Genomic DNA, 14,513 nt, shown 5'->3' on the forward strand with positions numbered 1-14,513 from the left:
TTTTATTTATGACAGTTTTATGAACACGCCCAATTCAATTGATTCATTAAAAAATAATTGAAGTAAGAAATCCATGATGATAAGAGGATAGACTTTCTAAAAGAAAAAAATAATTACAAATAAGATATTGATTCATAAAGATAGTTTTTCATTATCGACATTAAATTAAACTCCAGAAAAGCATAAGACTTTTTCATTTTAAACCTATTGTTAAATTAATCAAACCGATGTCTTTTGCACGTTACAAGTAGGAAGAGCCGCGTGGAGTGAAACTATACAAGAAAGAACTAAACATTCCTTTTATGAGACGTAAGAATGGCGGTGCTCAATAGCTTTATTGTTCTATGATTCATGTAATCATTATAAGCTTATCATTATTATCTTATATGTTGATATTATCTAAAAAATAACAGAGTCTTATCGCTTTTGTAACTTACAAAAGGGTATTTTAAAAGGAAAACGTAAGAGCAAAGTCTAATTTAGATGTTCTTTTTGAAGCCACTTATGCGTTATTTGAGCATTTTCATCTTGTCCAAGACGGTTGATAAGAAAGGGGCTGAGTTTTTTCATTTCGTTTTCCAAAAGATAGGGAGGGTTGATAATAATCATCCCACTTCCATTCATTGTCGGTGGACTTGAATTTTTTCGGATACGCATTTCAAGCTGTAGAATTTTAGGAATTCCTGTTTGATAAAGTGCATCAAGAAAACGTTCAATTTCTTTATCATGTTTAACAGGATACCATAAGGCGTAGATCCCTCCAGAAAAACGGCGATAAGCTTTTATTAATCCCTCAATAAGGCGGGAAAATTCCCCACTTTTTTCAAAGGGAGGGTCAACAAGGATAAACCCACGTTTTTCTTTTGGTGGTAAATGAGCATTTAAGGAGAGCCATCCATCCAAATGCAAAACTTTTGTTTGATAATCGCCAGCAAAATTTTTTGCTAAAATATGATAATCTTTATCGTGCAATTCTATTGCGGTGAGACGATCTTGTTTCCGTAATAATTGACGAATAAGAACAGGCGATCCAGGATAAAATACAATTTCTTTTTCCCCTTTATTGAGGGAATCAATGATATCACACCACGGACAAAGAAGTTCTCTTAAATCTTCTGGGATAGGCTTTGAAAAAATTCGTTGTACACCTTCGCGCCACTCTCCTGTTTTATAGGCTTCTAAAGAAGAGAGGTCATAAATACCAATACCAGCATGCGTATCTATAACGCGAAAAGCTTTTTCTTTGCGTTTGAGATATTCTACAATGCGCATGACAATAATGTGTTTAAAAACATCAGCAAAATTGCCAGCATGGTAAATATGCCGATAATTCATGGAAGAAACTCTATCGTATGGATAACTGTATAGGCTTATTAGCATAGAATAATAGAATTGATATCCATAAAAACTTTCTTGTAACAATCAAATAAGCCCCTCATCAAAAAATTATATACATAAAATATGAATGTCATGGGAGCACTTATTTCATTAGGATTTTAAATCTTTTATATGAAAGTTGAACAAGAAGAGGGCAAAAACATTTCAATGGAAGCTCTTTACTGAGTAAAGATGAAAGCCGGAGTTGTCATACCCCTATATATTATGATTTATTTTCTAGCATCCTTGACGTCTATAAGGAACCATTTTAATAGTTTCTATCTCTCTATATTGACCTCTCTTATGAGGTGCACGTGAATAATTCTTATAAAATAAGATATTTTACGCGTTAATAAAATATATTCTTGATCACATGCACAAATGTTGTCTAATACGCATTTTGAATGAGTTCATATTGCGGTACCACACTTAATATCTAGAAAAGTATGATATTACACCTTTTTAAAGTTTGACTGATTGATTGAAGACGATCATTCTTCTTCCGTTAAAACACGTGTGATTTCTTTTAAGTTGAGAAAAAAATATATAAATAGGATACAATATTTGATACATTATCCAGAGGAAATGAATAAGTGAGATAAAAAGCATAGAGTAGAGAGTAATGGGTAATATTTTTTCACCAACACATTTAATTGTAATTTTATTACTTATTTTGGTGCTTTTCGGACGCGGTAAAATTTCTGAATTAATGGGAGATGTTGCTAAAGGAATTAAAGCCTTTAAAAAGAATATGAAGGAAGAAGAGGGAGGCATTGAGGGTAATGTTGAAAAGACTGCTTCTTCCCAAATCATTGATGGAGAATCTCAACCATCTCAGCCGTTATCGGTAAAACATACAGCAACACGCAGAAAGGCTTCTTCTCACTCTAAAGGAGGCAAGGCATCTATTGCTAAAAAACAGCGTGTTAAATAACAAAAACGTCATCATTATTGTGCATTATTTTTTATGAGGAAGTTGAGTATAAGCGATGTTTGGGATTGATGGACCAGAGCTTGTCGTGATCTTACTTGTTCTCATCATTATCGTTGGACCGAAAGATTTACCTAAAATACTCAAGACAATCGTAAAGATAAGAGCTTATATGCATTCAACAGCAAATGAGCTTCGTCACCAGTTTGATGATGTAATAAAACAAATTGAGTGCGATGATTTGCAAAAAACGTGTTCAGATATGAATGCTTCAAGGAAGAAGTTGGCAGAAACTTTTGATTCCATTCAAAATACATTAGAGGGTATTCACGATAATTCGGATATTAAAGCAACTCACCATAAATTAGAAAAAGATAAAGAAGATGTGTCATGAATGTAAAAAAAGATGAGGTTGATGCCAATATGGCCCCCCTTTTAGAACATTTAATTGAACTTCGTCAGCGAATTATTTCGACCTTAGTTGCATTTATGATCACTTTTATGATGTGTTTTCTTGTTAAAGATTATATCTTGAATTTTTTACTATGGCCGTATCAGTGGGCAATGAAAATAGCGGGAGGGTATCCTGAGAGTATTCGTTTGCAATCAACGCAGGTATGGGAAACTTTTTTAACAAAGATGAAACTTGCTGCTTTTGGAGGAATTATTTTATCTTTTCCCTATACGGCTTTTCAGTTCTATAGTTTTATTGCACCAGGGCTTTATAAAAATGAGCGCAGGGCTTTTTTGCCCTTTCTCATTGGTAGCCCTATTTTATTTTGTATTGGAGGAGCGTTTGTTTATGCTCTATTGGCGCCAATAATACTATGGTTTAGCCTTTCTCAACAATTTCTTCCAGATGCTCAATTAAAGATAGAGTTTGTCGTACGTATTTCTGATTATTTGGGCTTTATGACGTCGTTTATCCTCATTTTTGGTTTGATTTTTCAATTGCCTCTTGTCATCAGTCTTTTAACAAAAGTTAGACTTTTAACGCCTCATGATTTGGTGTCTAAACGAAAATGGGCTATCCTGCTCTCTTTTATTATTGCGGCAATGATAACGCCGTCGGATTTTTTTACGATGTTTGCAGTAGCTTTACCAACGATAGCGCTTTATGAGGTCTCAATTTTAATTGCTTACGGTATAGAAAAGAGAAGAAAATCCACTTAAGAAAAGTGTATAATCTTACGCAATGAGAAATGAATAAAAACGATATAAATAAAAACGATATAAATGAGGAATTTTAATGCTTGATATTAAGTGGATTCGCGAAAATCCTGAAGAATTAGATAAAGCGCTTGTAAGAAGAGGCCTTGAGCCACAAGCCGAGAGATTAATACAACTTGATCTTGCACGTCGATCCCATGTTGCTAAAGTACAATTAGCACAGGAACGCCGCAATGCGATTTCAAAGGAAATAGGACAAGCTTTAGCTGCATCTGATCAGCACATGGCTGAACGGCTTAGAGCTGAAGTTGAAGAGCTTAAAGTTTTTCTTTCTTCTGCAACAGCGGAAGAAAAACAGCTGACGGAAAGTCTTGAAAAAATTCTTTCAGCACTTCCCAATATTCCATTGGATGATGTTCCAGATGGTAAAGATGAAAGTGATAATGTCGTCATTCGACATTTTGGGACACCTCCAACTTTTAATTTTACACCAAAGGAGCATTTTGACCTTGGTCAAGATCTCAAGCAGATGAATTTTGAGCGAGCTAGTCGTTTATCTGGAACACGTTTTACAGTGCTTTCAGGGGCGTTAGCACGGCTAGAGCGAGCATTGGGACAATTTATGCTTGATGTGCATGTCAATGAGCATGGTTATACAGAAGTTTCTGTTCCTCTTCTTGTTCGTGATGAGATTGTTTACGGCGCAGCTCAATTGCCGAAGTTTGCTGAAGATCTTTTTCAAACAACAGATGGCCGATGGCTTATTTCCACAGCAGAAGTGCCATTAACGAATTTGGTCAACGATGAAATTCTTGAAATATCAGATTTGCCACTGCGATTTTCTTCTTTATCTCCTTGTTTTCGTTCAGAGGCGGGCGCTGCTGGTCGTGATACACGCGGTATGTTGCGTCAGCACCAGTTTTGGAAGGTAGAAATGGTTTCGATTACCAGTGAAGAGCAGTCTCTCATTGAATTGGAACGTATGACGGAATGTGCAGAAGATATCTTAAAACGACTCGGTTTACCTTTTCGCACAGTGGTTCTTTCTACGGGGGATATGGGATTTGCAGCACGTAAGACTTATGACATTGAGGTTTGGCTTCCTGGCCAAGAATGTTATCGCGAAATTTCTAGTTGTTCCGTTTGTGGGGACTTTCAAGGCCGCCGTATGAACGCTCGCTATCGTAAAGAAGGCGACAAAAAATTGCATTTTGTTCATAGCCTTAATGGTTCTGGTACGGCTGTTGGCCGTTGTCTTATTGCTGTGCTTGAAAATTATCAACAGGCTGATGGATCAATTATTATTCCAGATGTTTTACAATCCTATATGGGAGGCATGCGTTATATTACTGCTTAATTTTGGGAAAGGAAAAACAACATGCGTTTATTGCAAAGAGGTAATGCTATGCAAACGCAAGAGGCTTTACCATTTTAAAAGAAGTGTTTTATAGAGATAAATAAAAATGCATCTCCATTAGAGAGTGAATGATACTATGGAGCAAAAGGGTATTTTGCAATTTCGTGAGGAGTTGGCTGCTCTTGTACTGAAAATGCGTAGCAAAGGCATTGATGACGTGCGATTTTTTTCGGCCTTGGAGAAAATTCCACGTCAACAATTTGTTTCTGCTCCGTGGTTTGATAGTGCTTATGATAATAAGGTTATTCCCATAGAGTGTGGGGAATATATGGAACGTTTGGAAGAACAGCTCTTGATTCTTTCAGCTCTATCATTGAAAAAAAAGCATCGTGTCTTGGAAATTGGTACGGGCTCTGGCTTTTGTACGGCTCTTATGGCATGCTTAAGTGATCGTGTGACGACGGTTGATCGTTATAAAACGCTTGTTGATTTAGCGCGCCAAAAATTTCAAACTTTGGGTATTGAAAATATTATTATACGGCAGATTGATGGAAGCCATAATGTGGCAAGTTTGGGATCATTTGATCGTATTCTTATTTGGCCGTCACGTTCTGATGAACCCAAGGAATTTTTAGAACTTTTAGCTGAGAATGGAATTCTCATTCAAGCCATAGGACCTGATGAAGGGGTACAAACGGTGACGCGCTATACAAAAATTGGTAGCCGATTTGAATGTTTAGAGTTGTTTCAAGTGCGTTATCAACCCTTTATTAAAGATATTGCGGAGAGACTCTAATTTTTAAAATTTAAGAAATAGCATAAATTATTTCACTCTCTCTATTTTATATTAAATTCACTTTGATCTTAATTAAAGATATTTATGAATAAAACATTTCATTTTAACACTTCGGTAATTTAAAAAAGCTTTAATAGAGTAAGTTGAGTATTGATGAGTGAGCAAAACGATGTGTCTAAAAGCTTTGGATAATATTTTCCAGTATAATTTTCAGAGAATAACTTTTTTAGCGGTGGTAACTATTGTTGCTGGTTGTAGTTCTGGTTCACAACGTTTTTCCAATATTGCTTCTCATCATAGGGTACCCTCTCAATCAAATATAGCGAATTCTATGTATATAGATCCGGGAATGCTATCGTACGGCGGGGACATGATACAAAGCACTGAGTTACCCCCCGTAGAACCAAATGATGATTCGTGGATCGATAGCAATCCTCCCTATAATTCTTCACAGCAAGGTAGGGGAGCTTCTCCTGATGATCGTGTTATAGGGGCACCTCCACGTAACCTTGGAACACTTTCCCGTTCACAAATGGATAATTCTCCTATTCTCCGGCAGAACTCTTATATTGTCCAGAGAGGGGATACACTACTCAGCATTGCACGACAAGTAGGGGTTAGTGTTGAGGCATTAAAATCAGCAAATGGTATAAACAGTAATTCTATTTATATCGGTCAAGTCCTTGTGCTTCCAAGCAGGCGTACGTTAGAAACTTCAACAGCAAAATCTTCATTCCAACCTCAGGTGACGTCTTCTATAAAGAATAAGAAAGCTTCTCCTATATATAAAGCTCCTGTAACAACACCACCTTCTGCACAGGTGAACAGATCAAATTCTGAAAAAAGTTCTTCTAAACAGATGGTGCAATTGAATCATGAATCTGATTTATCAAGTACCATTACGCGCACAGATAATATTAAGACGCCGCAAGCCACGGGAATTTCTAAAATGCGTTGGCCGGTACGAGGGCGTTTATTAAGCCATTTTGGTCAAAAAAAAGGAACAATAATGAATCGAGGAATAGACATTGCTGTGCCTGAAGGATCATCGGTAAAGGCGGCGGAAAATGGTGTTGTTATTTACGCAGGAGATGGCTTAAAAGAGCTGGGGAATGTTGTTATGATTCGACATGAAAATAATATTATCACTATTTATGGATGTAATAGTCAGCTTGTTGTGAGCAAAGGCCAAAGGGTAAGACGTGGTGATGAGATTGCGAAGTCGGGTGTTTCAGGAAATGTTAAAACGCCACGTGTTTATTTTGAGATGCGTAAGAATTCATTACCCGTTGATCCTTTTAAATATTTAGAAAACTAATGGATTAATGACATTAAATTTTAATAATCTTATAGTTTATAGAAATTTCATGAAAACAATTTATTTTCTTAAATCAATTGCATTCATCAGAATCTTTTAAATTTTTTAAAGCTTCTATTTTCGGTGCTAATTCTGCAATAAAATGATATCTCTGTTCAATTGGCTCTTGTAGATGATTCAAAACACTAAGCAATGTTTGAGGAGTCGAATAATCAATCTGTGATGTTACTTCTTTTTTCAAAGCCAATCTCATTTGATGAAGTATTGACGTGTTTCATGGACTTTAACATGACGTCCGATCATTGAAAGGTATTGGCCCATGTTTAACGTTATGTGGTAGCAAAAAGTCATTGGTTTAAAAGAGCAGTTTGTTTGGAGCATTAGAGATTATCATCTTTGCCTTTATGAAGGGATAGAACAAAGAGCATCACACGATTTATCAGCATCCAGCATTTGCAATATGCTTGCATTTAAGGAGCTTGAGAAGAGATATTTGACTTTTTTTCATAAAGAGTTTTTATCTTTATGTTTATTTTACAGGTGTGATGGGCAAGAAAATTTTTTGATGAATTCAAAAAGTTTGAAATGAGAGCGTTTTACGGTATTGAGCTCTATAATTCGACATTAAAAAATAATGAGTTATCTCTATAAATTAATATTTTTTCATTAAATAAATTATTTTGTATCATTTATTGAGTAAAAGAAAAGGCTTCTAGTGCAGGATATATAATAGAGAAAAATAAATCTGTTTTTTAAAATTTTTTCTTATTGTACTCTGTCTCTTAAGGGTTTATTGCATTTCCATCAAGCTGAGATTACATTGTATCATTATAGCTTTTTATAATAAATTCTTTAGGAATTTTTTCTGAATCGGGTTTAATTTTAAGAGAGTGGGAAATACCTGAAGTTTAACTATAGGAGATAAAAATGTTGATTACAAACGCTTATGCTCAAGTTGCAGGCGATGTTTCCGGTGGAATTTCATTTGTTAACGCTGTCCCATTCATTTTAATTTTTGCAATTATGTATTTTTTTGCCATTCGTCCACAGCGAGCCCAAATGAAAAAACGGCAGGAAATGCTTAATGCAGTACGTCGCGGTGATACAGTTATAACGGGTGGTGGTATTATCGGCAAGGTTACGAAGGTTCATGACGAGAGTGGTGAATTAGAGGTTGAAATTGGTGAGAATATGAATATTCGTGTTCTTCGTTCAACATTAGCGGATGTACGTGTTAAAGGTGAGCCGATTGCAGAAAAAAAATCAAAACTTAATGCTAAAACGAAAACACCACAAAAATCTAAGTCTAAAAAGACTGTGAAAGAAAATGTTAGTATCTCTGAAGAGGAAAAGGCAATATCAAAAGAAAATAAGGAAAATGCATCTTAAAGTGTAAGTGCGATTTATACCATTTTTGAAAGCATTTTTATAAAAAATGTTAAAATATAAAGAAGGAATGTTTTTATAGTCACGCTAGAAAGTGATATTTTTGTTTTCTGTAGACTATTAAAATGGTTGCTTTATTTATGGGATATTACGGAAAATCTTTCTACCTTTAAACAATGTCCTTATTTCTATAAAGAGAAGTTTTTCACTTTTGTGTCAACTAAGTTAAGAAAAATTTTTAAAAGATAGATAAATATAACCTTTCATCGTGGTTTATTGTTAACTTTTTAATATATTTTTGTCTAACCCAATCAAGGTGTTATAGTAAAATTTCTACCTCAATATTCTGATGAGCTATGGTTAACATAACACTGTTTTATATTCCCGTTGATTTTTATGGTAAGAAGTAAAAGACAAGTGAATTTTTAAAAATAAAGGGTTCTTATTCATGTCCGATGCAATTCAAATTCGTGAAGCACATTTTCCAAGTCGTGCGCCTATTGATGCTTATGGGAATGGTGGATTTCGTTTTGCTGATATGTCTCATAGAGGTTCTATTATTTGTATTCCATCAGGAATTTATGGCATTGATATGGCTGGGCCTGTTCCCACTCAAGGAGATCTATCTCGTGTTTTAGAAGAAGCAAATGAGATTGAAGTTTTATTAATAGGGACTGGAACTGAATTATTACGATTGCCTGAAGAGTTACAGGTCCTTTTATGGGAAAAGCGTATTTCATCAGATACAATGAGTACAGGAGCAGCAGTGCGTACATTTAATGTTTTATTGGCTGAAGATCGCGCTGTTGCGGCATTATTATTTGCGGTAGAATAAAGCATTGTTTAATAAAATAGATATGCTTATCTAGCATAAAAGGTGCGTGTAATTATTTTGTTGTATCTCAAAATACCATCGTTTAAGGCGGTAATATAAGGAACATAAAGTATTATACATAAAGCTTAATACATTAAGTGTATTTTTAATATAGCAGCAAGTATTCAGAGCTGAATTAGCCTGTAGAGCCTAGCATATCACATAAGTGATAAGTTTTTGGCATTTTAGGTCATTCATAAGAAGCATTTTTATTTCGTTCTAATTTTACCTACACACCCGCTTTATGTGTAAGATGAAAGAGAATAGGCATAAAATGAGAGAATCATATGATATGAGGGTTTCTAATTTAACAGATAAAATGATAAATTATTACTATAAATTAATTCGTTACGAGAGGTAGGAAACCGTCAAAAGAAATTGGATTTTTGACAGAGAAGTGAGAATAGGAATCTTTGTTCTTTGAAGTTGTAAGAAGAGGCTAATCATTTGGTGAAGTTTTGGATGATCAGTGTATTGTCATCTGTTCGGTCAAAAAGTATTTTTCTTTGTCTGTTCCTAAGTTTCATTACACATGTTACAGTTTATTTTATCTGTTTTTACGACAAATAAACGCTTAAATCCTATAAGATAAATTTTATCAAAAAAATGATTTATTTCATTTTAGAAAGTCTTCTTTCTGAAAAGAAAAGTCACTAAAAAAGAAACTTTCATTCATCAGATATGAAGAAACACATTTAAAAATCTTATTTTTTGAACTGTATTTTCTTATCTCTCATTTTTAAATATGAATAAAAAGAGAATATTAATTGAATAGCTAAAAAGGGACGTTAATAGGCTCATAGAATGATAGGCTCTCTTCCTTATTGTCTTGATATTTTACGTACTATAGATCGTGATCGCTATATATCGGTTTTATTTGCACCTAAAAAAAAGCGAAAAGCATTGGCTGCTCTTTACGCATTTAATGCTGAGATTTCTCGTATTCGCGAAAGTGTTCATGATCCACTCATCGGCGAAATACGATTACGCTGGTGGTATGATTCTATCGTGCATGAGGAAATGCAAACGAACGCAAGTAATCCGATTTTAAGTGATTTATTAACAGCAATGACTCTTTTTAATTTACCTAAGACAGCTTTTTTACGGTATTGTGATGCACAAATTTTAGATCTTTACCACAACCCATTAGAAACGCTTCATGATCTTGAGCATTATTGTAGTGAAACAGCAAGTATAATTTTACAGCTTTCTTGTCAGATATTAGATCCTGATGCCGCACAAGATTTTACAGATACCTATAAACATGGGGGAATTGCTCAAGGATTAAGCGGTGTATTGCGCCTTTTATCTTTTATGCAATCACGCTATCATTATTATTTACCTACTGATATGCTGCAGGCTGTAGGAATGAATAGGAAGGATTTAGATTCTCATCGTCTCAGTGATCAACAAAAGGGCCGTATTGTTGAAGCTATGGTAGCATTATCACGCGATCATTATAGCAAGTTTTATGCATCTTTTCATATGTTACCTAGAGCTCTTAAGCCAGCCTTTCTTCCATTGGTCATTATACCGGATTCTCTTCAAAAAGCTCTACGGTTGGGGGCTGAAACTTTTCAAGAAAGTGCAACTTTGTCATTAATACATCGCTATTGGCTGATAACAAGAGCGGCACTAAGCGGTCATTTTCCAAAGATATTGTAAAAGAATATGATGAGATTAGAGTTAGATTGATTTTTTTCATGTTGAAGACAAAAAGAGATATTATAATTATAAATCAATGTGTTATAAAAAAAGAAAAACATAAGATAAAGCCTAATACATTGGTGCATTTGATGAAAAACTTTGATATTGAGTACTCTAAATATATTGGCTGTGTCTTATTTACAAATGAAGTATAATTTCTATTTTATTATGAGGGAAATTACTTTGGCAGCCTATTAAGGCTATAGAAAAACGCTCATTTTTGAGAAATTAAAGTTATGAATCCATAATTGATGATTTCTATGACATATAAATATATTAATTTATCATGAGAGTTTATTTTTTTCCTATATTGAATGAGAGCGTTGAATAAATAAAGATTTTCTTGTTTTTAATCACGTTTATAATGAATTTTAAACTAGTTTTTTCATATCATAAGTTGGGTGTATCAATGAAAATCATTTCAGGAAGAAGCAATACGCACCTTATGAATTGAATGTTAAGAGTGGCAATATGACAAGCTGTAAATGTAATGACAAGAGGGATGACGTTTATAGCGGAATTGGCGACAACCTTTATAGCTTTTAGATGGATAATAGTGTTTACCATGTTGAAAAAACAGATTTAGCATTATCCATCACCTGTTTTCTTGCAAGCCGATATACACACTGATTTGCAAGAGAGTTAATTATGATGCCGATCTTAAGCTAGAAGCAAACAAAAGATCGGCCTTATCTTTTTCAACGATAGACGAAGTTCTGATAGAAATTCTATCAAAAAAGTTTTTTCAAAATTATATACATCCTTTTTATTGGAGAGCGTTAAAGATCTGATTATAATTTTTGCTATTAATTTCCAAAGGATGTTCTTTATTGGCAATTTGTAGCATTTCTAGCTTGAGATCTTCTCTTATCATCATATCTATATTGGCCCGAACTTCAGGTGGAAGAGTATGAGGAGTGATGTCTTTAGGCATCGTTACAGACTTTATTTGATAAACAATACGGTTTGTTGCAACTGGACCTTTTATGATGCCATAATGACCTTTGGGACTAGAAAATAATGTTTTAATTCCTTCAACACCAAGGATTTCAGAGGAATCTTGACGCCGGAGGAGGGGCGTTGTTTGTTTTGTAACACCAAGTGTTTGAGCAAGGGCAACAAGACTTTTTCCTTCCATAAGCTGTTTGAGAGCATTTTGGGCTTTTTCATCAAGAAGGCGTTGGATTTCCTCATTTTTCCATTGAGAAAGAACATCTATCTTAGCTTCTTCTAATGTTTTATCGCGAGCAGGAATAATTTTATCGACCTTATACCAGAGATATCCACCATTTTGAAAAGAGAGAGGATCAAGATCGACGCCTTCATTTGATTGATAGATGGCGTTTAACAAAGTATCTTTTTGAGGCAAATCCGTGAGGATTGTACCTTCAAGCGTTTTACCTGTTTTATCAAGGGTAATTGTGCGCAGAGTTAACTTGTATTGATCCGCAAGCTCTTTAAAAGAAGCGCCTTCAAAACGAGCATTTTCAATAGCCACATAATTGTTACGGATCTCATCAGCAGCACGATTTTTTGCAAGAGTTTGGCGAATATTTTCTTCTACACTTTCAAAAGGAAGTGAGCTTGCAGGTTCAATATGTGTGACGCGAACGAGAACAGGTCCTTGTAAATCATTTATTACAGAACTGATTTGTCCTTGTGGGAGTTCAAAAATTTCCGATGCAAGATGAGGAGGAAGTTCATTTTCTGCAAGAGGCCCTTTTTTTATGTCATTAAGAGTCTTTTTTTCAGCTTTTACCAGTTCATCAAAACTCAGTCCATCGGCTATTTTTTTTGCGGCCTTATCGGCTTCTTCGCGTGTGGAGAATCGCAGTTCTTCGAATATACGCTTTTCAGGCGTTACAAAATGTGACTCATTTTGGGTATAATAGGTTTTTGCTTCATCTGTTGAGATATCATTGGGTTTTATGAAATCATTAAGGTGCATTGATAGTAAAGAGACAGTCCGGTATTCCGGAGTGCGAAATTCACTTTGATGGGTTTCAAACCATTTTTGTAGTGTTTCGTGATCAGGATCAGTAATCGTTTGCTTTCCTTTGAGATCAATAACGAGATAATCAGCGCTCCGCCTTTCTCCTTGATAAAGAGCAAGAGCTTTATAAAAGAGATCTGGTGCTTTCATATCAGAAAGCAAAGCTGCAATAAGTTGGTTACGCTTTTCTTGTTTGGTATAATAATTAAGAAAAGCACTTTCACTGATACGTAAATGCTGAAGATAGTTATAAAATAAATTTTTATCAAATGTACCATTTATCTGGAACATCTTATCAGAACCAATCGTATGAGCGATTGTATCTTTTGAAAGACTTATTTTCATTTTACGGACTTGTTCATCAAGCAGTACATTTTGTTGCAATTGATTAAACACAAAAGCAGGAATTTGGTATTGTTGCATTTCATTTGGTGTAAACATTCGCCCAAGATGAGCCGCCTGTGCTAAACGTGCGCTTTGATCAGCAAGTGCAAGACGATAATCATCGATCGTTACGATGGACTTTCCAGAAGTAATAAGATCTCTTTCGCTTTTTGTGTGTAACCGTGGTATCCCCCATAAAAGAACGAAGCATAAGAGTAAAATAGAAAGGAAAACTCTAAAAATCCAAGAATTTGTAGCACTTCTTATGACGTCAAGCATTGTTCAATCTCATTTTAACATAAATTATTACCAAAGCAGTAATGGAATTTGCAATAAAGAGACGAAAGATGCAAGCTTTTAAAGACTTGCTTTCGTTTTATAATTTGATACTACAGATAAACAAAGTGTTATAAGAGCTCTTGAGGTAAAATATGTCTCCAAATATTCGGCCTTTTCTTGCTGGAAATTGGAAAATGAATGGAACGAGTGAATCGCTTGGAGAGTTGCGTGCTATTGCTACAGGCATAAGCTCAGATCTCAATCATCTATTTGAAGCGCTTATTTGTGTTCCAGCAACGCTTTTATCGCGTGCTTATGATACGCTGAATGGTGAAAATCTCCTTTTAGGAGGACAAGATTGTCACTTTGATGATCATGGTCCTTATACGGGAGATATTTCAGCTTTTATGCTTAAAGAAGCCGGAGCAAGTCATGTTATTCTTGGGCATTCAGAGCGTCGTACAGTGTATCAGGAAAATGATTCAATTGTCTGTGCCAAAGTGCAAGCAGCATGGCGCGCAGGCCTTGTGGCGCTTGTGTGTATTGGTGAAACATTGGAGGAGCGTGATAATAATAAAGTGTTGGATGTTCTTTCGCAACAGCTTGAAGGATCTTTACCAGATGATGCAACAGCAGAGAATACCATTATCGCTTATGAACCTGTTTGGGCGATAGGTACAGGTAATACAGCAACTTCAGAAGATATTGCAAAAGTGCATCATTTCATTCGTAATAAGATGCGCTCTCGTTTTGCTGATGAAGGTAATAAGATACGTTTGCTTTATGGTGGATCCGTAAAGCCATCCAATGCCTTCGAGCTTTTAAGCATTCCTCATGTTAATGGGGCTTTGATCGGTGGAGCCAGCTTAAAAGCAATTGATTTTTTAACGATTTGTGATGTTTGTCGTAAATTATAGAAGAGAAATTTGAGTTCCCCCTTG

General features: G+C 35.1%; 12 protein-coding genes and 1 pseudogene. 10 read left to right on the forward strand and 3 right to left on the reverse strand.

The window, feature by feature from the left end; genetic code table 11:
- Positions 1-474 precede the first annotated feature (474 nt).
- Positions 475-1,335 (reverse strand): 23S rRNA (adenine(2030)-N(6))-methyltransferase RlmJ, encoded by an 861-nt coding sequence (locus tag FS875_RS01580; RefSeq protein ID WP_144752099.1) that lies wholly within the window; start codon positions 1,333-1,335, stop codon positions 475-477.
- Positions 1,336-1,999: 664 nt separating this feature from the next.
- Here FS875_RS01580 and tatA point away from each other — a divergent pair.
- From tatA to FS875_RS01610, 6 genes and pseudogenes are all read left to right on the forward strand, one after another.
- Positions 2,000-2,311 carry a twin-arginine translocase TatA/TatE family subunit gene (gene tatA, locus FS875_RS01585; protein WP_144752102.1) on the forward strand — a complete coding sequence of 104 codons (312 nt, stop codon included), beginning with the start codon at positions 2,000-2,002 and terminating at the stop codon, positions 2,309-2,311.
- 55 nt (positions 2,312-2,366) lie between these two features.
- Positions 2,367-2,690: pseudogene (locus FS875_RS01590) on the forward strand (twin-arginine translocase TatA/TatE family subunit); the annotation flags it as partial.
- 8 nt (positions 2,691-2,698) lie between these two features.
- A complete protein-coding gene (tatC, locus tag FS875_RS01595) occupies positions 2,699-3,481 on the forward strand; it encodes a twin-arginine translocase subunit TatC (RefSeq protein ID WP_144752109.1) in 783 nt (260 codons plus the stop codon).
- A 76-nt stretch (positions 3,482-3,557) separates the two neighbouring features.
- Entirely contained in the window at positions 3,558-4,835 is a 1,278-nt protein-coding gene (gene serS / locus FS875_RS01600; protein WP_144752112.1) for a serine--tRNA ligase, read from the forward strand.
- Positions 4,836-4,971: 136 nt separating this feature from the next.
- Positions 4,972-5,631 (forward strand): protein-L-isoaspartate(D-aspartate) O-methyltransferase, encoded by a 660-nt coding sequence (locus tag FS875_RS01605; protein WP_144752224.1) that lies wholly within the window; start codon positions 4,972-4,974, stop codon positions 5,629-5,631.
- A gap of 169 nt (positions 5,632-5,800) precedes the next feature.
- Complete coding sequence (locus FS875_RS01610; protein ID WP_144752115.1) at positions 5,801-6,949, forward strand: M23 family metallopeptidase; 1,149 nt, start codon at positions 5,801-5,803, stop codon at positions 6,947-6,949.
- 73 nt (positions 6,950-7,022) lie between these two features.
- Here FS875_RS01610 and FS875_RS10110 read toward each other — a convergent pair whose 3' ends face one another.
- Positions 7,023-7,190, reverse strand: coding sequence for a hypothetical protein (locus FS875_RS10110; RefSeq protein WP_166428876.1), 168 nt, complete (start codon positions 7,188-7,190; stop codon positions 7,023-7,025).
- A 686-nt stretch (positions 7,191-7,876) separates the two neighbouring features.
- On the opposite strand from FS875_RS10110, the gene yajC reads away from it, so the two are divergent.
- From yajC to FS875_RS01625, 3 genes are all read left to right on the forward strand, one after another.
- A complete protein-coding gene (yajC, locus tag FS875_RS01615) occupies positions 7,877-8,338 on the forward strand; it encodes a preprotein translocase subunit YajC (RefSeq protein ID WP_144752118.1) in 462 nt (153 codons plus the stop codon).
- 445 nt (positions 8,339-8,783) lie between these two features.
- The gene (locus tag FS875_RS01620) at positions 8,784-9,170 is read left to right on the forward strand and encodes an Mth938-like domain-containing protein (RefSeq protein ID WP_144752121.1); all 387 of its coding nucleotides are present in this window, start codon (positions 8,784-8,786) and stop codon (positions 9,168-9,170) included.
- An 843-nt stretch (positions 9,171-10,013) separates the two neighbouring features.
- Positions 10,014-10,874, forward strand: coding sequence for a phytoene/squalene synthase family protein (locus FS875_RS01625; RefSeq protein ID WP_144752123.1), 861 nt, complete (start codon positions 10,014-10,016; stop codon positions 10,872-10,874).
- Between the two features lie 808 nt (positions 10,875-11,682).
- Here FS875_RS01625 and FS875_RS01630 read toward each other — a convergent pair.
- Positions 11,683-13,572: a peptidyl-prolyl cis-trans isomerase gene (locus FS875_RS01630; protein ID WP_144752125.1), complete on the reverse strand. Its 1,890-nt coding sequence runs from the start codon at positions 13,570-13,572 to the stop codon at positions 11,683-11,685.
- A gap of 152 nt (positions 13,573-13,724) precedes the next feature.
- Between FS875_RS01630 and tpiA the strand changes: the two genes are divergently transcribed.
- Positions 13,725-14,489: a triose-phosphate isomerase gene (gene tpiA / locus FS875_RS01635; RefSeq protein ID WP_144752128.1), complete on the forward strand. Its 765-nt coding sequence runs from the start codon at positions 13,725-13,727 to the stop codon at positions 14,487-14,489.
- Positions 14,490-14,513: the final 24 nt, after the last annotated feature.

It is taken from the genome of Bartonella saheliensis, assembly GCF_902162175.1.

Coding starts and splice junctions, on each gene's coding strand:
- FS875_RS01580 (WP_144752099.1), bottom strand. CDS start 1,335: ATGAATTATCGGCATATTTACCATGCTGGCAATTTTGCTGATGTTTTT.
- tatA (WP_144752102.1), top strand. CDS start 2,000: ATGGGTAATATTTTTTCACCAACACATTTAATTGTAATTTTATTACTT.
- tatC (WP_144752109.1), top strand. CDS start 2,699: ATGAATGTAAAAAAAGATGAGGTTGATGCCAATATGGCCCCCCTTTTA.
- serS (WP_144752112.1), top strand. CDS start 3,558: ATGCTTGATATTAAGTGGATTCGCGAAAATCCTGAAGAATTAGATAAA.
- FS875_RS01605 (WP_144752224.1), top strand. CDS start 4,972: ATGGAGCAAAAGGGTATTTTGCAATTTCGTGAGGAGTTGGCTGCTCTT.
- FS875_RS01610 (WP_144752115.1), top strand. CDS start 5,801: ATGTGTCTAAAAGCTTTGGATAATATTTTCCAGTATAATTTTCAGAGA.
- yajC (WP_144752118.1), top strand. CDS start 7,877: ATGTTGATTACAAACGCTTATGCTCAAGTTGCAGGCGATGTTTCCGGT.
- FS875_RS01620 (WP_144752121.1), top strand. CDS start 8,784: ATGTCCGATGCAATTCAAATTCGTGAAGCACATTTTCCAAGTCGTGCG.
- FS875_RS01625 (WP_144752123.1), top strand. CDS start 10,014: ATGATAGGCTCTCTTCCTTATTGTCTTGATATTTTACGTACTATAGAT.
- FS875_RS01630 (WP_144752125.1), bottom strand. CDS start 13,572: ATGCTTGACGTCATAAGAAGTGCTACAAATTCTTGGATTTTTAGAGTT.
- tpiA (WP_144752128.1), top strand. CDS start 13,725: ATGTCTCCAAATATTCGGCCTTTTCTTGCTGGAAATTGGAAAATGAAT.